We start from the raw sequence: 21,472 nt of genomic DNA, 5'->3' as shown, positions 1-21,472 counted from the left end.
AATCGTTTTTAAAATCTAAGACTTACATTTAAAAAATAGCTGGTACCACGACCATACCAATATTTGGGTCCGAAAATGGGTTTGTCCAGAGCCTGATCGTCTCGCAACTGCCGGTAGTTGGCATTTCTTGCTTGTTCAAAACCTCCTGATTTAAAAATTTGATTCAAAACATTATTTATACTAGCAAAAAAACTCAAGTACTTATCGCCTATTTTATACGATTTTCCGGCAATCATATTTACAAGCATATAACCTTCAAACTGTTCTTGTTCTAAAAGTTGTTTCGCCAAATTTTCATCATAATCGTTAAACACCCGACCGTCAAAATCGGTGTTGAAATTTGAAGAGCGGGTTAGCGGACTCACATTGATATAAGCATGCGACAGCCAATTCGCAGTGGCACCTACAAACCAATATTCCGGATCACGGTACTCAAATCCTAAACTAAAGGCGCGTTGCGGACCAACAGCAAGCTTATAACCCTTCAAATATGAGTTTCCAAAATCTTTAAAACCATCCACAAAACCTGCCTCCTCGGCGTTTTGATTTGCTTCGGTAGTTAGGTATAAATGTGGGTTGTTGGCATAGGAGAAATCGCCCAAGGCCGCAACCCCCTTCAAACTTAAAGTACTTGTAATTTGGGTTTGAAGACCCAGTTCCAGACCAAACCGATTTGTATTAATGCCTTGTAAGATTTCTTGAACAAAGGCTGTGTTATCTCCTCCAATACCATCAGCAAAAAAAAATGATATATGGTTTTCATTTCTGGTTGAAATATAATACCCTGTTAATCGTGCTTTTAAAAGTGAGGAACGAAAAATATAGCTCAGATCGGTCGCTAAAATTTTTTCTGGGCTGATAACAGGTACCGTATTATTATTTTCCCTGGCATTTGTATAAGTGTTTTGAAGCGAGGGAGCGCGTGACATTAACCCCGCATTCATATTAAAAATGTGTTTTCCGGATAATTTGTAATTTCCACCGGCTTTAACACCAAAACCAAGAAACTTTAATTTGTTACCCGGACCTAAAGAGTTCTCCGGAAATCCACCATTCTGATAAAACCCGGTTCTTTGATACTGCGTGAAACTAATTTGACCGGAGGTATAAAAATCAACTTTAGAAAACTTGAATTCAGTTTTGACAAATGCATCCCAGGTTTCAGCGTTTAACTTATAATGATAATTAAACCGATCACCCTCTTGTACCAAACGATTTGGATTTAGGAGGTCATTTTGAGCTTCATTAATCGTACTTGCGAAACCATCAATATCCAAAAAGGATGAACCGCCCAAAAGATCTAGAATTTGAGCATAATTTTGGGAGTCCAACTGGCGGTAATTGATTGCCGCATTTAAGCTGATGTGTGTGTTTATTTCTGTTTTTAAAATACTGTTTATGGTAAGCTGTTTATCGTTAACTACGTCGGCGTATAAAGCATAAATCGAATTTCCACCTGACGCTGAGTTGGCTATATTGGCTTCATAAAGGCGATTCCAATCCAATTGACCATCATCTAAAAAGGCTTCCAAAACAAGGTAGGCATTCCCCAGGTTTTCAGGATCATTACGTTCAAAATAACTGGGTAGTTTTTGGTAATATGTCGGACTTGGATTCGTGCCACCACCCTCAGGAAATCCATTCACTAAATCAGTACCCTGATAATTCAATCGACTGTTAGAAAAAGTTCCAAACTGGTAGCCTACATTGGTGTTTAAGTGTGTTTTAGCATTTATATCCCAGTAATGATTTAACATAAGCACCGGCTCTTCGACACTCTTAATTCTGGCATTTCTTTTTTCACCATTTTGATACCCCAAATAGGCATTGTATTTAATCCCTTTTAAATCGTAAACTTCCTGTGTATTAGGAGCGGATTTTCCTCGATTATTAGGGGCATAAATCCCGGTAAAATTCAAACTATGTTTAGGATTTAGTTTTTTTTCTAGAGCTACAAAAAATGAATTAGCATCATAAAGGGTTCCTTCCTGAAAACCACTATTTCCCCAGCGTCTACCAAGTGCTAATGTATAGGCCCAGCCTTTTGGTAACATCCCTGAGGCATGGCTTGCCATAAGTCGATTACTATAACTTCTATTAGAACTGGAATAGGTAAAATTATTTCCAGAGCGAGCCTCTGATGCCCTAACATTAATATGAGTAGTGCCAATAATGCCTCCAAAATTGTAATCAGCAGGCACTAAGCCTGGATTTAATTCCTGATTTCTGAGGACCGGATTGAGTCCACCCCAATTACTCCATTGCGGCTTTCCGTTGAACTGTTTATTCATTTCAATACCGTTGATAAGCACTTTTGAATTTTCAGAAGACATGCCCCGCAAACTAAAAAAGGCCTGGCTAAAATCGAAGGCCGCGGTGCGTTGAAACACATCCTGAGAGGCTAGAAGTAATCCTGAAATATTATCAGCACCACCCACAGCCTCATCCAACTCATCGTCCGTAAGGGTAATTATGAAATCATCTTGACTATTTTCAAAATCCCGATCCAATGTCATATCGTTTATCATCAGAATTTTATCCTCTTGAATCACAATAGGAAATCGCTTGGGGTAATATCCTGATTTAAAAACTTTAACTATGTGCTCACCCAAGGGAAGATATCCTTCAAATTGGAAGGTTCCCAGAACAGTGGTAAACTGAGACAAGCCTGTTCCTTCAATAGAAACAGTAACACCGGGTAAAGGTTTAAAAGAAGCAGCATCTCTAACACTCCCAGAAACTTGTGTGGTTTGGGAAGCAAGTAATAGAGGGCATAGTCCAATGGTTAATATAAGCAGGATTTTGTACATCATCTGTTTGGGGCTAACAGCAATAATTCCTTTTTAACTGTCAAAATGTACAGCATTTATCAGAATAATGTAACTTTGGTTGTTGTTTTTCGCAATAATCCCAAATCTTTTGTCATGAACCTACGACGAACTACCATTTTATGGCTCTTTTTGAGCATATTGGCCACCGCTTCTGCGCAAAGCAACCCGTATAAAATCCGAACCATCGCATTTTATAATCTCGAAAATTTATTTGATACCATTAACAACCCCAACACTTTGGACGAGTACAGCCCCATGATGGAAATGAAGGCGAGTAGATCCGAAGCTTACTGGAAAAAAATAAACAACATGGCCCAGGTTTTATCCGATATTGGCCGTGATGAAAGTCATGATTCTCCAGCCATTATTGGCATTTCTGAGGTAGAAAATAAAACTGTTGTGCAGGATCTGGCAAACGATTCCTTACTCTTGGGCAAAAATTATGGAATCTTGCACTACGATTCACCTGATCTTAGAGGTATTGATGTAGCCCTACTTTATCAAAAACGTTTATTTGTTCCTATATCAAGCCAGAGTTATGAACTTAAAATTTCTGATAATAAAACAGGAAAACGCGAATTTACCCGAGACCAACTGGTGGTTAGTGGTCAGTTGGATGGCGAAGTCATCCATCTCATTGTGAATCACTGGCCATCTCGTCGTGGTGGCGAAAAACAGTCAGGATACAAACGATTGGCAGCGGCTAAACTCACCAAGAGAATTACAGATTCTCTATTGATAAAAGACCCCTATGCTAAAATCATTATCATGGGTGACCTTAACGATGATCCTACGAGTTATAGTTTAAAGAAAGGTTTACAATCGAAAGGAAAAACGAGTCGTTTGGGGCTAAGTAGTATCTATAATCCGTACGAGAAATTTTTTCGCCAGGGCCTGGGAACTACGGCCTATCGCGATGCCTGGAGTTTATTCGATCAAATTTTAATGTCCCGTTCTTTAGTGGATAAAAATTATAAAGGTTTCCAGTTTTATAAGGCTGGTATATATAACAAACGTTATATAGTAACCCCCGACGGGCGTTACAAAGGATATCCCCTACGTAGTTGGGGCAATAGGGGGTTTACCGATGGATTTAGCGATCATTTCCCGGTGTATATTTATTTGATAAAGAAACTAAAAACGGTTTCGCCTTAAGATAACCAGGCATCCCAGGGAATTCTGGACAATAAAAAAATCAATCCCAAACTATAAAAAATAGCTATTTTTTTGAGCTTAGCAGTTGAAGTTAATTTCTTTTTATGCTTCGAATACCCTATCGTTATAAGTACTATCGCGATTATATTTACCAGAGGGTGCTCTACAAGGTACAAACGATTTATAGAGTCTTTCATAACAGCTCCCATTCCTAACTCACTAAATAACTGTAGCCTTGGCGACACAAAATATAATAATAAACCAATGAGTAACTGGATATGTGAGACAATTAAAGTGAATAATGATAACCTAAAATCTTTGGCTTTATACTCCTTTCCGGTTGCCGATTTGTAAATAGCATTAATACTGGCAAAGATTAGCATAACAAGCACAAGATAGGCCCAATATGAGTGTAGTAGTTGAATGGTTTCGTACATGGGTAGAATCTATATATTAGTTTTAACAAATGTACTAATTAATCATTTAATAAATCATTTGCATAAAAGGTGCTTTTTCATTTTTGACCATTAGTATTTATTCCCAGGTATTTTCGGCTGGTGTGCCACCCCAGATCATAGTAGCCAGATATGGATTATCAATAAAAGGATTTCGATTGCCTTGTGCTCCATAAATTACGGCATTACGTTGAAGCTCAAAAGGAGAAACGGGGTCTTCAACATGCCATTTTAAAAGTAATTCGATTCCCCCTACTTTATCAAAGGTTTCACCATAGCGAATGTTGAGATACATTACCATGCGCGCCACATCGCCTTTCCAACTATCGCCGGGATACCATCCCTTATTAGCCAACCTTTCATAAGATCCACTGCCCTCAGCAAACGGATAATTACTACGACTGCTATTTACTCCGGCATCGCAGGTTCTTAAATGATGCAAATCGGTAACGGCATCATTGGCTTGCAATAAGGATTGTGGATAAATATGTTCGGTGTTAAAAGTTTGCGGTGAATAGGGATTGTTTCCCGAGGTATATTCTTTCCAATAACGGCTTTCGCCGGAATACATCAAGATCACATTATCCGGATTAGCCAGATCGGCATCAGCATTGTAAAGATAATTATGGCGCTGTCCGTAGGATAAAATGGTTGTGTGTTTTTCGATGGAAAGGTTCTTTAAAACTTTGAAGGTGTAATCAGTATTATCAGCAAATACCACAGAATCGTAATAGTCTGCAACCTGGGAAGGGATATTAAATTTAATAACCGGAGCAACCGCAATAGTTACCTTTGCCTGAGAACAATCGGAGGGCTGGCTATTATCACATAGCGTATAAGTGAAGGCATCATCACCAATAAAATTTACAGGCGGCGTGTAGGTATAGCTTCCATCATTATTATGAAGCACAGTTCCACCTTCTAATGTGGTTTTATCAAAATCAGAAATAACCGCTGAATCCACCAGAATATCGTTGGTTAATAAAGTTTCCATAACTAATGGCCGGCCGGCAGCTGTATTGTAAAAATCGTCATTTGCTTCCGGGGGACCTGTATCTATCGGGTTGGCATTTCCGCTACTACCAGAGTTGCAATTAAGAGATAATAAAAAACAAAAAAGACCTAAAAGATAATGGTTCATGATTTAAATTTGGGCAAATAAAAGTAACTGATTTATTCAGTATTTAAAAGAAAAATGAACTAATACATCATAAAAAAACCACTTCATTAAGAAGTGGTTTTAAATATTAATAAAAACAAACCTTTAGTTAAAAGTATATCTTAAACCAACTTGTGCTTGCCATCTTGAGCTTTGAATTCCACTATCATCAAATAATACAGGACCATTCTCAAGAACATTTTCTCTTAGACTAAATACAGGTGTTCCACCTGGACCTCCTGCATCCACTGTTTGTAATATTTGAGTATTACTAAACGCAAATGTTTGTCTTCCCCAATCTTTATTTAATAAGTTGGTAAAATTGAAAATATCTATTGATAATTGTAACGTATTCTTCTTTTTCATTGCTGGGAAAGAAATATCTTGTAACAATTTAAAATCTACAATATGACTCCAAGGTCCTCTAGAAGCATTTCTCTCTGCATATTTACCTCTTCTGGTTCTTAAATACTCATCATTACTAATGTAACTATCTAATAATGCCCATTCATCGTCTGTACCAACAGCAGAACCTGATCTATCCTGTAAAACAATTTCACTAGCTGTTGCTGGAACATACATTAATGCATTATCCCTTGAGTCATCATTTAGAATATCCCTGCCTTCTCTGTAAGTATAAGAAAAAGGTTGTCCTTGAGATCCATTATAGAATAATGCAACGGTTGTTTTAATATTATCATTCCAATTTATCTCATAAGACATATTACTAGAAATTCTATGACCTTGAGAGAAATCTGACCTACTAACGGGTAAATTTGAATTTTTACCATTCACAGTTTGAATACCTCTCCATTGCGAACTGTTTTGAGAAGATGTTCCATCAAAAATAGCATTTGCTTCCCCATAAGAATAAGATACTTGTCCTGCAAATCCATTTTCAAATGGTTTTCTTAACGTAAAGGCAGCATTCCAAGAATTTCCTGCTCCAGTATTTGAGGCTAAAATAACTAGACCATAGGTGTCATCTATTTCATCACTTCTATCATAAACTGGTCTGTTATCAGCTCCCGATAAATTTCCTATAGGACCTTTTAGATTTAAATTTTCATAATAAATATCTGTGATATTATCATTCCAAATAACATCTGCACTAGCTATTAATCCCCAAATAGGTAATTTTTGATCTACTGCAAGATTTACTTTAAATCGTTGTGGCAATTTGAAATCTGAAGCAAATAAATCTACTTGACCTCCTGTTCCTCCTGAACCTGGTGTTACATCTTCGAACTGATTATTTACATCTGGTTCAAATGGTGTACCTCCAAAACCTAGAGTGAATCCTCCTGTTACGCCATTATTATTATAAGTTGCGCCCGGCCAAACTAACGGCAATCTAGATGTGAAAACACCTAATCCACCACGAACTTGAGTTGTTTTATTACCATTAACATCCCAGTTGAATCCAATTCTAGGCGATACATGAACCGTAGTGCTAACACCACGACCAACTCTAGCACCTTGTAAATCTTTTCCTGCTGCTTCCAGCAATGGAATTGTTCTATTATTAAAGTCTTCGTTTACTGGACCATCAGACCAGAATGGAATATCAAATCGAATACCAGCAGTTAATTTGAAGTTGTCAGACATTTGTACCTCATCTTGAGCATAAAACCCAGCTTGAAACACATTAAACTCTGACTTACCCGCAGATTCATCACCAACTATTCCAGATCCAACAAGTGAATAACCATGTTGGTAAAAATCAGAGTCTTGACCTGTTATAAATTGGTTTACCCCAGTTGATATCCCATTATTATCAAACTCGTAGTATCCATAGTTATAAGGGAAAAATAAATTCTCCATGTTAGAATACTCATTGTGTGTACCGAGAGTTATTGTATGTCTTCCTTTAAAAATCTCAAAATTATTTGTAAATGTAAACACATCTTGATTTAATAAATTGGCTGTTGAAAATGGCTCAGATCCAAAAATGATTCTACCATCACCATCCTCTAATTGCACAGTTGGAAAAGGACTTCCTAGAGGATCTCTATCATCCCTAACTGTTTTGTAACTAATAGTCATACTATTCGCAAACTTATTACTATAAGAAGAATTCCATTGTAAAGTAGTTGCATTGGTCTTATTAACAAACAACTCCGATCCGTTAAGAAAATTTATTGTACCATTAGACGAGTTTCTGGCCTCTAAGTTATCAACATCCTGTAACCTATGTGTTAATGATATACTATGATTTTGATTAATATTCCAATCTAACTTTGCAGTTACCATGTTATTTACCAAAGTAGACGTATTATTATCATAAACACCTGGATCATAACCATAAGTAGAAATCATAAATTGTCTTAACGCTTCTAAATCCGCAGCTGATGAATCACCTCTATAATTACTGATATTAAAAGGCTGAGGCGTTTCATTATCCTGTTTTTCGTAATTAACGAAAAGGAATAATTTATCTTTAACAATAGGAGCTCCTACTCGAATACCATAAGTAAGTGCAGTAAAATCAGCTAACTTTTCTCTTGTATCACCTTCGTTAGTTAAAGCAGTTGGTGTTTTTCCTGCCAAATCTTGGTTTCTAAAATAAGTATAAATAGATCCCTCTACATTGTTTGAACCAGAACGTGTAATAGCATTAATAGCTCCACCTGTAAATCCAGATATTTTAACATCAAAAGGCGCTAATTGAATTTGAATTTGTTCCAAAGCATCAATTGAAAAAGGGTTAGCTCCCGTTTGTCCACCATCTGTACCAGAACCAGCAAGACCAAATACATCATTACTTACGGCTCCATCTACTGTGACACTATTAAACCTATTGTTTTGCCCTCCTAATGAGACTGAAAATCCATCACTTCCCTCAGTTAACTGAGCCTGTGGTGTAGCTCTTAAGAAATCAGCAATAGATCTTGAAGCAGAAGGAATCGTTAAAAGGTCTCTTTTACTTACTGTAGTTTCAGCTCCTGTTCTATTTGAATCAAAAACATTGTTACGTGATGTAGTAATAACAATTTCATCTAAAGCGCTAGCTGACTCAGATAATTGTTTGTTAATTGAAGTGGTTTGTCCAAGTGTTAATTGAAGTCCTTCTTCTGAAAACTCTGAATATCCAACGTAGCTAATTAATACAGAATATGGTCCTCCAGGTCGCATATTTGATATTCTGTAAAATCCTTCCATATCAGTTGCTGCTCCATAAACAGTTCCTGTAGGAATATGCTTGACAACAATATTAGCTCCTGGAAGGGGTTCACCACTAGTATCGGTAATACGCCCATTAAGAGCAGAAGTTGTAGTTTGGGCAAACGAAAATGTCACCGTAATCAAACTCACAACCAAAAATAAAAATTGAGTAGTTTTTTTCATAATTAATTATTTAAAATTTGTCAAGGCAAAAATAAGTATTACAGGGTATTAAATGTTAAGTATTTGTTAACAAATATTAATAATAATTATAACCAAAAAAGGGATAAATATTAAAATATTGATCCCTTTTTTGCGATATTAATAATAATATGTAATTTAATTAACTGCTGCTTTTGTAATAACTCAATAAACTAGCGGTAGAAGAGTCATGTTCGTTATTACTAGCACTGTTAAATTCTTGTAAAATTTTAGTAGCCAGTTGTTTTCCTAGTTCTACCCCAAATTGGTCGTAACTAAAAATATTCCAGATAATACCCTGAACAAATATTTTATGTTCATACATCGCTATCAGTTTACCAAGACTTTCCGGTGTTAACTTATCAATAAAAATGGTATTGGTAGGTTTGTTTCCTTCAAATATTTTGAAAGGTAGAATTTCTTTAGAGGTCCCTTCGGCCTCAACAGCAGCTTTTGTTTTTCCGTTCAGTAAGGCTTCTGTTTGTGCTAAAAAGTTAGAGATTAATTTATCCTGATGATCTTTATTACCATGCAGGGATTTTTTAAAGCCAATAAAATCCGCAGGAATCAATTTCGTCCCTTGATGGATCAGCTGAAAAAAAGCATGTTGGGCATTGGTTCCGGGTTCACCCCAAATAATGGTTCCCGTTTGATAATCTATCAAGTTACCATTTCTATCCACACTTTTTCCATTACTCTCCATTATACCTTGTTGCAGATAGGTAGCAAACTGATTTAAATACTGAGAATAGGGTATAATAGCTTCGCTTTCTGCCTCAAAAAAGTTGTTGTACCAAACACTGATCAAAGCCAAAACAACAGGAATATTTTCTTTAAAATCGGTGGATCTAAAATGATCATCCATTTTGTTGGCTCCCCGCAGCAGGGCGTCAAAATTTTCAAATCCTATACCTAAACTGATACTCAGTCCAACGGCACTCCAAAGAGAAAAACGGCCACCCACCCAGTTCCACATTGGAAAAATATTGTTCGGGTCTATTCCAAAGGCCTTCACGGAATCAATATTGGTAGACACTGCCACAAAATGCTTGGCAATAGCTTCGTGGTTACCGGTTTTTAAAAACCAGTCCTTAATCGTATTTGCATTTGAAATGGTTTCTTGTGTCGTAAATGTTTTAGAGACCACCACAAACAATGTGGTTTCCGGATCCAAATTTTTAATCACCTCATTCACATGATCGCCATCCACATTACTCACAAAATGAGTCGTAAGATGATTTTTATAATACTTAAGGGCATCCACAACCATCGCTGGTCCTAGATCAGAACCTCCAATACCAATATTTACAACATCGGTAAAAGGTTTTCCGGTAAATCCTTTACGCTCGCCTGACAATACCTCTTGGGTAAAAGTTCTCATTTTATCTTTCACAGCATATACCTCAGGCATAACATTCACACCATCCACAATAAACCGTGCGTCTTCCCGAGCCCGAAGCGCCGTATGCAATACCGCTCGCCCCTCTGTTTTATTAATGATCTCTCCTAAAAACTGACTTTCAATAGCCTCTTTTAACTTAACCTCATCGGCTAATTCCAAAAGGTATTTGAAGGTCTCTTCTGTTATCCGATTTTTAGAAAAATCTACATAAAAATCATCAAAGGCAATAGAAAATTTTTCAGCACGTTTATCGTCATCGGCAAACATGGATTTCATATGCACATCTTTAACTGCCTGGTAATGGTTATGTAATTTTCTCCATGCAGCAGTTGTCGTGGGATTTACACTTGGTAAGGTCATAAATTAAGGGTTGTAAGACATTAGGTTGGCATCTATACTATCATTTTCGGCTACACTAAAATTTCCGGAGGCTTCCGAAATCTCAAAAGGAATACCATCTATATTTTTTTTGATAGGTTCTATATAATCTAAGAATTTCTTCTTTAAAGAATCTGAAATAGGTTTTGCCTCAGGCAGCTTTTGCTGGAAAGGATCTACCTGTCGGCCATTCTTCCAAAACCGATAACACACATGAGGTCCGGCGGTATTTCCCGTCATTCCAACATATCCAATGATATCGCCCTGTTTTACGAATTGCCCAACTTTTACGTTGCGGCGACTCATATGTAAGTATTGGGTTTCGTAGGTTGCATTATGGCGGATCTTAACGTACTTGCCATTACCCCCGGTATAACTAGATTGTGTTACTGTACCGTTGGCTGTAGCCATAATAGGCGTCCCTACAGCCGCCGCAAAATCAGTTCCCTTATGCGGTCTTATCCTGTTGCCATAGTAGGCAATACGACGCCGTAAATTATATCGGGATGATACACGACTAAATTTTACAGGAGCTCTTAAAAATGCCCGACGTAAATTTTTGGCATCATCACTAAAATAATCTACAATACCTTTAACTGTATCTGTAGTGAATCGAAAGGCATAAAACGATTCTTTATTGTGTTCAAAAAAGGCAGCCTTTATCTTATCAACACCGGCATATATTGTATCATCAATATACTTATCTGTATACATCACCTTAAAACGATCACCAGGTTGTAAACGTCTAAAATCAATGGTCCAGGCATAAATATCGTCGGCCATCATATACGCTAAACGCGGACTCAAACCCTTTTCCTCCAGAGTCAAAGAAATATTGTCATTAATAACACCCGTAGCAATCTTCTCTACAAATTTAATAGGCTTCTTACTCTTGTAAGCAGAAATCATAGAGTCCTTAAAATTGATCACTACATAATCTTCCAGATTCGGCTGATAAATAAAACATTGTGCTGTTTCAAGAGAATCTTTGGCGCATAATAAGGTATATGGTTTTCCTGCTTGTAAAAAACGAGCTATGTCAAAGGTGTCTTTCGCTTTTTGAGCGATATTAAAAATCCGGGGGTACCCAACATGGTTGCGTTCCAGTATCTGTCCGAAACTCTCATTCTTTTCAACGGTATCGCGTTTCACGATAAAATCGTTCAGCTTAAACCCGAATTCAAAAATGTCTTTAGGCTTCTCAACTTTGGCCACCACCTCTTCTTCTTTCGGTGGTTTCTCCTCATTTTTACAGGCTGTAAATAACCCTAAAAATACTATTAATGCAATTAAACATCGTGTCCCCAATGTGCTAACTCTTCTTCTGTCCATAAATCCGGAAAAAATATTCTTTTTTGATATTTTGGATGCATATATTTTACCCATTCACTACCTCCTGTGGCCTCCGCGGTGTGTCCTCCAATGTTCAAATAATGATTGGCTGTGGTGTAATGCGCCATAACCCACTTAATATTAACCGTGTAATCGTAGTGTCTCATCGCTTTAATGAGGTCTGCATTTTTCTGATCCGCCTCTGGCAACCCTTTAAATTTGCACCACAAATTATTCTGATAATAAAATTTTGTAAATCTAATAAATTCTGCTTTATATCTTGCTTCAAACGTTTTTAATGTATACGTTTTTTTACCTGTTTTATAATCTTTTCCCGCAGCTTGCCAATACAAGTGTTCAAAAGCATTCTCGTATGACGAGTTCCTATCGATCGTATCACGAAACCTGTTATCAATTAAATTGGTCAATTCCGTAGAAGCAAACTCTATTTTACGGTATTGTGCGCTCTGAAAACCACTGCCAGGTGTCAAGGTTTTTCTGAACTTATTATACTGCGCCACATCCATCCCGTCTTTCATAATACTAAATGAAGATGTCAATACATCAAAGTACCTGCTTATTCGCATAATCTTATCTGTAAAGATCGCTGTAGTTAAAGCTTTGTGTTCTGCAATTTGTTCGATCTCACTCAGGATCATTTTAAATAGCAACTCTGAGATCTGATGATACATTATAAATACCTTCTCATCAGGAAACACCGTGCGTTGCACCTGCAGACTCAACAAAGCATCTGTTTGAATATAATCCCAATAATTTAATGGTTTACTATGTAACAGCCCTTCCAGATGCGCATCGACGTCTTGATCAATTGCGGCATATTTTTCTTCCAGTGCTTTCTCAAGTTCAGAGTCCAATTCAGCTTTAATTTATATGAATTTCAAACGGATATTTCAAGCCCTTAAAGGCTTCAAGATCAGCTCGAAGTGACCCTACGGCCAGATCAGCTTTAATGCGTAAAGGTACTTTATTTTTGTCATTAGAAACCCAAAGGGTTAAACTTTCTTCCTCTTTAAAAACACGTCCGGCCATCACGTAAGGTCTAAACTTCAAGGCATCAATTTGACCAAAATCAGTTTCAATGCGATCTTTACCTAAATACTTCAATTTAAAACCATAATTTTCTTCATCGAAAAAAATATCCACCATCACTTCATCTCCCGGTTTCAGGCTTTCCGTATCTAAATTATTCCTCAAATAATAAAAGGTTGACACCATATCCTGAATGTTTGGTTTGGTATCAAAAACCGATTGGACACCGTGCTTTTTATCATTAACATGCGCCTTATGATTCTCCTGATCGAAATCTATGGTTAAATTCTTCGTGTAACCACCTTCGTAAATATTTCGCACAAATTTATAAGGCAGGTATGTTTCTTTATCAAAATAACTTTCATACCGATCGTTCACCTTAAAAAACCACTTAATCATACCGGTAGTCCAGCCTTTACCAACCACATGGTAAACCGGTTTGTCACCCAGACTCGTTTCTTTAACGCTCAAAGTGGCATTCCCCGCCTTTAAAAATCCGCTGTAGCTCATCTTGAACTTGAACCATTCACCATCTTTAAACGACGAATTTTGAGCAAAACTCACTTGAAGCATTGCGCATAGAATTCCTAAAAAAAGTAGTTTTTTCGTCATAGGGTTTGGGTATTTGGGTATGTAACTTTTAAAATTTACATTTATTGTTCATCACACCAAAATACAATTACTGTTCCAAAAATATGAAAATTCTTCAAACACCACAGATTATAAGGTTTTCTTAACGTTTATTTGATGTTTTTTAAAATCTGATATTTGGGCGTTTCCACCGTCTGCGCCGGCGGTCGGGCTTTCCCTTACAAGGCCGCGCCAAAAGGCTGCGGGCTTTTCAGTACAATCCCTAACGCAAAAAGCCGCTTCAAATAAGGTCTTACACCCTAAATCAACCGGCCTTTTTTTTATTTCTATTAAAAATTAAAGCGTTCCCCTACTAGCTTGTTCGCGCTCAATAGATTCAAATAAGGCTTTAAAGTTCCCTGCCCCAAAACCGCGTGCACCCATCCGTTGAATGATCTCAAAGAACAAGGTAGGTCGGTCTTCCACAGGCTTTGTAAATATCTGTAACAAATAGCCTTCTTCATCGGCATCGATCATGATACCTAAATTTTTTAAGGTCTCGATGTCCTCTCGCAATTCATGACTGAATTGCTCCAATCGTCCGGGAACGGCTTTATAATATTCTTCAGGTGGGGTGCTTAAAAATTCCACGCCACGTTCTCGCAACTGGCTTACGGTACTAACAATATCGTCGGTAGCCACAGCTATGTGCTGTACGCCGGCCCCTTCGTAAAAATCAAGGTATTCTTCGATCTGTGATTTCTTTTTTCCTTCGGCGGGTTCGTTGATAGGAAATTTAATACGCCCATTGCCATTACTCATCACTTTACTCATCAAGGCCGAATATTCTGTATGGATCTGTTTGTCATCAAACGACAAAAAGTTTTCAAAACCCATCACGTCTTCATACCATTTCACCCAGGTATTCATTTGGCCCCAGCCTACATTCCCTACCATGTGATCGATATATTTCAGACCAACAGGTGTTGGGTTATAATCGCTTTCCCAGGGTCTGAAACCGGGCATAAAAGTACCTTTATAGTTTTTACGCTCCACGAACATGTGTACCGTTTCTCCATAGGTGTAGATCCCTGCTTTTACAATTTCACCATGCTCATCAGTTTCTACAACCGGAGCCATAAACGATTTCGCTCCTCGACTTGTAGTTTCTTCGTATGCCTTTCGGGCATCTTCAACCCAAAGTGCTATGACTTTTACGCCGTCGCCGTGTTTTACAATATGTTCGTTAATAGGATTTTTACTAGTTAAAGGCGTGGTAAGCACCAAGCGAATCTTGTCTTGCTTTAATACATAGCTTACCGTGTCTTTCGAGCCGGTTTCTAATCCTTTGTAGGCCAGTGACTGAAAACCAAAAGCGGTTTTATAAAAATGAGCCGCTTGTTTAGCATTACCTACATAGAATTCTACATAATCGGTGCCTAGGAGCGGCAGAAAGTCCTGTGCACCGGCAAATATTTTTTCCAGACCGTAGTCTACTGATTTTATGTCTTTACTCATGTCTTCTAATTTTAATTCTGTTGTCTAAACTTTACTCTGTTGCCCTAGCCCTGATTGCAGCGGCATCCTTTTGTTTTTTCAACAAAAGATATAGCGGAAAGCAGGAAAAAGCTCCCAATACTTGTTACTCCAACCATGATTTGAAATAACTCTCATCGGCTATTTTCATTGCATCTTCGGTAAGTTGCAAGGGTTTAAAGGTATCAACCATCACGGCCAACTCCTCTGTTTCGGTCTTACCAATACTCCGCTCTGTAGCGCCGGGGTGCGGTCCGTGCGGAATCCCCGCGGGATGCAAGGAAATATGCCCGGCTTCAATATCGTTACGGCTCATAAAATCCCCGTCTACATAATACAAAACCTCATCGCTATCAATGTTGCTGTGATTGTATGGCGCCGGGATGGATTGGGGATGATAATCGTACAATCGCGGTACAAAACTGCACACCACAAAGGCATCGGTCTCGAAAGTTTGATGCACCGGTGGCGGTTGATGTATGCGGCCGGTTATGGGTTCAAAATCGTGAATGGAAAAGGCATACGGGTAATTATAACCATCGTAGCCAACGACATCAAAGGGATGCGAGGCGTATACCATTTCGATAATATCATCTTGCTTTTTTACTTTTATTAAAAAATCGCCTGTCTCATTGTTGGTCTCCAACGTTTCCGGGCGACGAATATCGCGCTCGCAGAAGGGTGAATGCTCCAACAACTGACCGAACCAATTGCGATAGCGCTTTGGGGTATAAATGGGTCGGCGCGACTCGACGATAAACAGACGATTATCTTTGGTGTCGAAATCTATTTTATAGATCACACCTCGTGGAATTAGCAAATAATCCCCGTATTTAAACTCTAAGTTTCCCAGATGAGTGCGTAAGGTTCCACTACCCTTATGGATGAATAAAAGTTCATCGGCATCGGTATTCTTATAAAAATAATCATTGGTAGATTCCTGTGGCGCGGCTAAAATAATGGCGCAATCTGAATTTATTAATACCGTTTTTCGGCTGTCTAAATAATCGGCTTCCGGTTTTACTTGAAAACCTTTAAAACGGTAAGACTGAATATTGTTGGTGCGCGCAATCTTCGGCGCTACGCTGTATTGCTTTTTAATTTCCTTAACCTGCGTTGGGCGCTGTTCGTGATAGCTATTGGTAGACATGCCATCGAAGCCAATAGTGCCGAACAACTGCTCGTAATACAGACTGCCATCAGGTTTTCTGAACTGCGTATGGCGTTTATGAGGAATACTTCCTAATTTATGATAAAAAGGCATGGTTTAATGTTTTTAAAATTTAGGCCTCAACCCTAAGGTTTAGCTGGTATAAATTACAAAAAAGTTACTATAAAGATACGAAAAATGCGCCCTTATTCGGGGTTTCTCTTGATAAGGAAATGAAGAAGTAATAGTAAGTCTTGCCAGAAGTATATCATCTGCTAATCTATATTTTCTTTTTTTGGTCACATGCAATATCCATTTCTATGCTTGTCTAAAAAAAACAGACTTTCTTTTGTGGATATTTCATAACAACACAAATATCGTAATTTTTGATGTAATAATAAAATGAGGATTAAAACCAAAACCCTACGTTAATAAAGAAAATACCTTTCCTGCGCTCCGGCGAATAACTGTATTTGGCCTGAACCGGACCGAAAAAAGTATCAAGTGCATAACCTACGCCATAACCGCGATAATCGGGCAGTGTAAACCATTGGCCAGTTTGAAAAATATCGTCGGCTACATTGGCCCAATTGGCCTCTAGGGTGAGGTGTTGTTTTTTAAAAATTTGATAATCCAGAACCGCAGAGGCCTTTACATAGCTATTGCCGGTTAAAGAAATAAAATCGTAACCTATAAAAGAAACAAAATTATTGATAAAACTTGCACCGTAGCCTCCCAGGGCGAAGTCGAGGGTTTGGGTTGATTTATCCCCAATTTTAAAACCGCCACTGGCTTCCAGATTTATGCCTACTTTTTCTGAAAATTTAAATGCTGTTCCGATTTCTGCCTTACCAATGGCAAAATTATTAAAATCCTGATTGAAACTGGAACCGTAAACATACCAATGTAAATCACCATTAAAATAAACACCTTGTGTGGGAAAGTATTTATTGTCGTACGTATCTAATTTAAGATTACCGAACAAACTCACGTAATCGGTATTCTCAAACTCGTACTTATTATTGGAATTGGGTGCAAATAAGGTTTCAGATATAATTTTTAAGCGCTTGTGTTCAGCACCAAGACTTAAGGAAAAATCTTTACGAAACAGGGTTTGCAAATAAAACTGATTGGTTTGATCGGTTAATTTTACGTCAAGCTTATTAATTCCGGAATTTCCAATTTCGGTATCTGTAAGTAATAATCGGGCACTGACATTTTTTTTAAATTGATTATAACGGGAACGTAAACCAATGCTCCAGTAAAATCCTTTATCAATTAAATACTCAAAATTGTATCTCAGGTTATCGCCTAAAATAAAATCAAGAGAGGCAATATCATTCGAGAAAAATAAACGCTTTTTGGTAAGGTTTATAAGCGCAGCACTTTTGTACAACTGGTCGTAATGAACTCCTAATTTCAGAAATGAGGTGTACTTAGACTCCCGTAAAGACCCATAAAAATCATAGCCATCAACCGAATCTGAAGGTCTTAAATCGTACTCAAAAGCATCAAAATTATTAGTTGCCACCAGTGCGTTAATTCCCTTTTCAAAACGCTCGTAACTCACTTTCCTGTCTGGTTTCACTTTTAATTTACCTAATAAATAGGCCCGCGAATAATGACTGGAACCATAAAACGAAAAGCTGTTAATACTTATACTATCGATTTGTTTTATTGGTGGTCGCGGCTCCTCGCGTCTTGGTAAGGCATTCAGTTTAGAAAAATTTTCTAAAGCTGCCTCAACACCATTCTTTATGATCACAGCTCCTTCATCAAACGAAATTACCGTGTATTCCTTTACCTCCGGCTTTATGTAAATATCGGTTTCTTTGGTTTTGGATTCCATCGCCCTGATGGTTCTAAAATTATTGATCTGTAGTAAAATTTCTGGCGCCGAAGTTAATTCATCCCGGGTCCGTAAACCGGCCTGCACATCAACACCTATAATAATATCCATTCCCTTTTCCCGTAACTCATTAATAGGATAATTATTTAAAACACCACCATCAATAAGAACATCATTATTTATGGTAACCGGCTGAAACAAAGACGGAAGGGCACCACTAGCCACCATACATTGCGCCAGACTACCCTGATCTAAAACGACCTCCTCACCGGTTTCCACATTCGTGGCGATACAGAAAAAAGGTATCGGAAGATTTTTAAACTCCTTAATCGTATTTACCGGCAATGTTAATTTAGAGAACAAATTGTAGGTGTTTTGACCCCGTGAAAGTGCTGATGGTAAATTCACCTTAAATCCATTAATGGGTAAGGTAACGGTGTATTTCTCAGAATTATCGCGTTCGTAAAAGGCTTTAGCCTCCCGTGGAAGATCGTCGCTAATAATTTTATCGAAATCAACGACCTCAAAAATAGAATCCAGTTGTTTCCCAGTATATCCCGAAGCATACAGCCCGCCAACAATAGCACCCATACTAGTACCGGCTACATAATCTATTTTTATACCCAGACTATCAATCACCTTTAAAACCCCAACATGCGCCAGGCCTTTTGCCCCACCACCACTAAGGACCAGCCCTATTTTAGGCCGTTCAGCATCCTTGGTTTTATTTTGCGCCAGGGCGGAAGACAAAACACTTATACAAAGTAAAATAAGGAGTAATTTTTTATTCAAAACTGATAGAAGTTTAATTCTTTTTCTTTTCGAAAGGACTTTAACCAACTGCCCAATCTGAACATAAAGATAACGGTTATTTTTGATTAAAATACTGATAAACCTTAGCAGCTTTTGAGGCGCCAACCACTTCCTCTAATTCATCCAATTTGGCATGTGCTACGCGTTTTGCAGATTTAAAGTGTTTTAACAAACTTACGATCGTTTTTTCACCAATGCCTTCGATGGTTTCCAGTTCTGTATTCAAGGCCGATTTACTTCGTCGATTACGATGATGCTCGATGCCAAACCGATGGGCTTCATTCCGTAATTGCTGAATAACCTTTAAGGTTTCACTCTTTTTGTCCAGGTACAAAGGTATCGGGTCGTTGGGGTAAAACAGTTCCTCCAAGCGCTTGGCTATACCAATTATCGCGATTTTACCGCGTAATTCCAAAGCATCAAGACTTTTTAGTGCTGAAGACAACTGGCCCTTCCCACCATCTATAACAATAAGTTGGGGTAACGATTGTTCTTCATCCAACAGGCGTTTATAACGGCGATAAACCACCTCTTCCATTGAGGCAAAATCATCGGGTCCTTCTACGGTTTTAATATTGAAATGCCTGTAATCCTTTTTACTTGGCTTACCATTCTTGAAGACCACACAGGCGGCTACCGGATTGGTGCCTTGAATATTAGAATTATCAAAACATTCAATATGCCGGGGCTCCTCTTTTAAGCGAAGATCGGCTTTCATTTGCGACATAATACGGTTGGCGTGCCGGTCCGGATCTACAATTTTCATTTGCTTGAAACGCTCCATACGGAAGTATTTCGCATTTCGTAATGACAAATCCACGATGTGTTTTTTATCGCCCAATTTAGGTACGGTTACTTTAATTGCATCACCCAGATCGATCTTGAAAGGCACATAGATCTCTTTAGATTTTGAATGAAAACGCTGACGAATTTCTATAATGGCCAATTTCAACAAGGTCTCATCGGTTTCGTCCAATTTCTTTTTGATCTCTAGGGTATGTGATCGAATAATGGAACCATACGATAGTTGTAAAAAATTAACATAGCCATAGCTCTCATCGCTCACTATAGAAAACACATCTACGTTACTGATCTTCGGATTAACGATCGTCGATTTAGCTTGATAATTCTCTAATACATCAATTTTTTCCTTTATTTTTTGAGCTTCTTCAAATTGCATATTATCTGCAAAGGCATGCATTTGATTTTTAAATTCCGACAAGGAATCCTTAAAATTACCCTTCAATATTTCTTTAATGGCTTTAATATTTGCCATGTATTCGACCTCCGATTCCAAACCTTCGCAGGGACCCTTACAGTTCCCTAAATGATACTCCAAACACACTTTATATTTACCCGCTTGTATTTTTTCTTCAGCCAGATCGTAATTACAGGTTCGCAGGGAATACAAGCCCCGAATAAGACTCAGAAGGGTCGATACCGTTTTCATACTGGTATAGGGACCAAAATAGGTACCACCACCTTTGTAGACGCGACGTGTAGAAAACACTCTTGGGAAGCGTTCATTTTTAATGCATATCCATGGGTAGGATTTGTCATCCTTCAAAAGGACATTGTAACGTGGCCGATGTTTTTTTATTAGGTTATTCTCAAGTAATAAGGCATCGGTTTCCGTTTCAACAACAATATGTTTGATACGGGCAATTTTTTTTACCAAAACTCTGGTTTTACCGCTGTCGTGCGTTTTGGTAAAATAAGAACTAACGCGCTTTTTTAGATTTTTCGCCTTACCAACATAAATAAGGTTATTTTCCTTGTCAAAATACTGATACACCCCAGGTTGGCTCGGTAATGTCTTGAGTTGAATGTCTAAGGCAGGCGTATCCATACGCTCAAAGGTAGCCCAAAATATAGATAAACTAAAAATTAGCTTTTGTTTTTTTAGTACCTTGTTAGACGTTTTTTAATCTTCTAAACCTCATCCTGATGAAACAAATATTCGTCGTTATTTTAGCCCTTTTAGTCTCAGTTAATGTTTTAGCTCAGAAGAAGTCTAAAGATTTTAACATGCAATTCAATCATGTGGCCTTATCGGTTTCCGATCTGGAGGCTTCCGTAAATTTCTACACATCGGTATTAAAATTGAACGAAATCACTAATAGAACTGAAAAAGATGGAATCCGGTGGTTATCATTAAGTCAAGGTAAAGAACTTCATTTAATCTCCGTTCTTAGTGGCGATATCACACTAAATAAAGCGGTTCATTTTGCGCTAAGCACCCCACACTTCGATACTTTTATAGACAATCTGAATGAGCATGATATAAAATACTCCAGTTGGGCCGGGGAGGACCAAAAAATTACCATTCGTGCCGATGGTGTAAAACAGGTATATGTCCAAGATCCAGACGGATACTGGATCGAGGTCAATAGCGCCAACTAAAACCTATAAAAATTACATTTTCC

14 protein-coding genes are annotated in these 21,472 nt (G+C 37.9%); 2 read left to right on the top strand and 12 right to left on the bottom strand.

Annotated features, from left to right (window positions below; all coding sequences use genetic code 11):
- Nucleotides 1-8 precede the first annotated feature (8 nt).
- Nucleotides 9-2,813 (bottom strand): TonB-dependent receptor, encoded by a 2,805-nt coding sequence (locus tag V8G61_RS00890; protein ID WP_394873538.1) that lies wholly within the window; start codon nt 2,811-2,813, stop codon nt 9-11.
- Nucleotides 2,814-2,924: 111 nt separating this feature from the next.
- Between V8G61_RS00890 and V8G61_RS00885 the strand changes: the two genes are divergently transcribed.
- Nucleotides 2,925-3,986 carry an endonuclease/exonuclease/phosphatase family protein gene (locus tag V8G61_RS00885; protein WP_394873537.1) on the top strand — a complete coding sequence of 354 codons (1,062 nt, stop codon included), beginning with the start codon at nt 2,925-2,927 and terminating at the stop codon, nt 3,984-3,986.
- Here V8G61_RS00885 and V8G61_RS00880 read toward each other — a convergent pair.
- From V8G61_RS00880 to uvrC, 11 genes are all read right to left on the bottom strand, one after another.
- Nucleotides 3,983-4,423 (bottom strand): hypothetical protein, encoded by a 441-nt coding sequence (locus V8G61_RS00880; RefSeq protein ID WP_394873536.1) that lies wholly within the window; start codon nt 4,421-4,423, stop codon nt 3,983-3,985. The genes V8G61_RS00885 and V8G61_RS00880 overlap by 4 nt on opposite strands.
- Before the next feature lie 97 nt (nt 4,424-4,520).
- Nucleotides 4,521-5,582: an endonuclease gene (locus tag V8G61_RS00875; RefSeq protein WP_394873535.1), complete on the bottom strand. Its 1,062-nt coding sequence runs from the start codon at nt 5,580-5,582 to the stop codon at nt 4,521-4,523.
- A gap of 123 nt (nt 5,583-5,705) precedes the next feature.
- The gene (locus V8G61_RS00870) at nt 5,706-8,948 is read right to left on the bottom strand and encodes a carboxypeptidase regulatory-like domain-containing protein (protein WP_394873534.1); all 3,243 of its coding nucleotides are present in this window, start codon (nt 8,946-8,948) and stop codon (nt 5,706-5,708) included.
- Nucleotides 8,949-9,108: 160 nt separating this feature from the next.
- A complete protein-coding gene (gene pgi / locus V8G61_RS00865; RefSeq protein WP_394873533.1) occupies nt 9,109-10,728 on the bottom strand; it encodes a glucose-6-phosphate isomerase in 1,620 nt (539 codons plus the stop codon).
- A gap of 3 nt (nt 10,729-10,731) precedes the next feature.
- Nucleotides 10,732-12,078, bottom strand: coding sequence for a peptidoglycan DD-metalloendopeptidase family protein (locus V8G61_RS00860; protein ID WP_394873532.1), 1,347 nt, complete (start codon nt 12,076-12,078; stop codon nt 10,732-10,734).
- Nucleotides 12,036-12,953: a tryptophan 2,3-dioxygenase family protein gene (locus V8G61_RS00855; RefSeq protein ID WP_394873531.1), complete on the bottom strand. Its 918-nt coding sequence runs from the start codon at nt 12,951-12,953 to the stop codon at nt 12,036-12,038. The genes V8G61_RS00860 and V8G61_RS00855 overlap by 43 nt, the downstream gene beginning before the upstream one ends.
- A 7-nt stretch (nt 12,954-12,960) precedes the next feature.
- Complete coding sequence (locus V8G61_RS00850; RefSeq protein ID WP_394873530.1) at nt 12,961-13,740, bottom strand: DUF3108 domain-containing protein; 780 nt, start codon at nt 13,738-13,740, stop codon at nt 12,961-12,963.
- A 315-nt stretch (nt 13,741-14,055) separates the two neighbouring features.
- Entirely contained in the window at nt 14,056-15,216 is a 1,161-nt protein-coding gene (gene hppD / locus V8G61_RS00845) for a 4-hydroxyphenylpyruvate dioxygenase (protein WP_394873529.1), read from the bottom strand.
- Between the two features lie 124 nt (nt 15,217-15,340).
- The gene (locus tag V8G61_RS00840) at nt 15,341-16,498 is read right to left on the bottom strand and encodes a homogentisate 1,2-dioxygenase (RefSeq protein WP_394873528.1); all 1,158 of its coding nucleotides are present in this window, start codon (nt 16,496-16,498) and stop codon (nt 15,341-15,343) included.
- 295 nt (nt 16,499-16,793) lie between these two features.
- Nucleotides 16,794-19,025, bottom strand: a complete 2,232-nt coding sequence (locus tag V8G61_RS00835) for a patatin-like phospholipase family protein (protein ID WP_394873527.1) — start codon at nt 19,023-19,025, stop codon at nt 16,794-16,796.
- A gap of 76 nt (nt 19,026-19,101) precedes the next feature.
- The gene (uvrC, locus tag V8G61_RS00830; RefSeq protein ID WP_394873526.1) at nt 19,102-20,895 is read right to left on the bottom strand and encodes an excinuclease ABC subunit UvrC; all 1,794 of its coding nucleotides are present in this window, start codon (nt 20,893-20,895) and stop codon (nt 19,102-19,104) included.
- Nucleotides 20,896-20,993: 98 nt separating this feature from the next.
- On the opposite strand from uvrC, the gene V8G61_RS00825 reads away from it, so the two are divergent.
- A complete protein-coding gene (locus V8G61_RS00825) occupies nt 20,994-21,449 on the top strand; it encodes a VOC family protein (RefSeq protein ID WP_394873525.1) in 456 nt (151 codons plus the stop codon).
- Nucleotides 21,450-21,472 lie beyond the last annotated feature (23 nt).

This window comes from Gaetbulibacter sp. M240, from assembly GCF_043876815.1.
Lineage (GTDB): Bacteria > Bacteroidota > Bacteroidia > Flavobacteriales > Flavobacteriaceae > Gaetbulibacter_A.
This window is presented reverse-complemented; position numbering and strand designations above follow the sequence as displayed.

Excerpts from the sequence above, each read along its gene's own strand:
- V8G61_RS00890 (WP_394873538.1), bottom strand. The coding sequence starts at position 2,813 with ATGATGTACAAAATCCTGCTTATATTAACCATTGGACTATGCCCTCTA.
- V8G61_RS00885 (WP_394873537.1), top strand. The coding sequence starts at position 2,925 with ATGAACCTACGACGAACTACCATTTTATGGCTCTTTTTGAGCATATTG.
- V8G61_RS00880 (WP_394873536.1), bottom strand. The coding sequence starts at position 4,423 with ATGTACGAAACCATTCAACTACTACACTCATATTGGGCCTATCTTGTG.
- V8G61_RS00875 (WP_394873535.1), bottom strand. The coding sequence starts at position 5,582 with ATGAACCATTATCTTTTAGGTCTTTTTTGTTTTTTATTATCTCTTAAT.
- V8G61_RS00870 (WP_394873534.1), bottom strand. The coding sequence starts at position 8,948 with ATGAAAAAAACTACTCAATTTTTATTTTTGGTTGTGAGTTTGATTACG.
- pgi (WP_394873533.1), bottom strand. The coding sequence starts at position 10,728 with ATGACCTTACCAAGTGTAAATCCCACGACAACTGCTGCATGGAGAAAA.
- V8G61_RS00860 (WP_394873532.1), bottom strand. The coding sequence starts at position 12,078 with ATGGACAGAAGAAGAGTTAGCACATTGGGGACACGATGTTTAATTGCA.
- V8G61_RS00850 (WP_394873530.1), bottom strand. The coding sequence starts at position 13,740 with ATGACGAAAAAACTACTTTTTTTAGGAATTCTATGCGCAATGCTTCAA.
- hppD (WP_394873529.1), bottom strand. The coding sequence starts at position 15,216 with ATGAGTAAAGACATAAAATCAGTAGACTACGGTCTGGAAAAAATATTT.
- V8G61_RS00840 (WP_394873528.1), bottom strand. The coding sequence starts at position 16,498 with ATGCCTTTTTATCATAAATTAGGAAGTATTCCTCATAAACGCCATACG.
- uvrC (WP_394873526.1), bottom strand. The coding sequence starts at position 20,895 with ATGGATACGCCTGCCTTAGACATTCAACTCAAGACATTACCGAGCCAA.
- V8G61_RS00825 (WP_394873525.1), top strand. The coding sequence starts at position 20,994 with ATGAAACAAATATTCGTCGTTATTTTAGCCCTTTTAGTCTCAGTTAAT.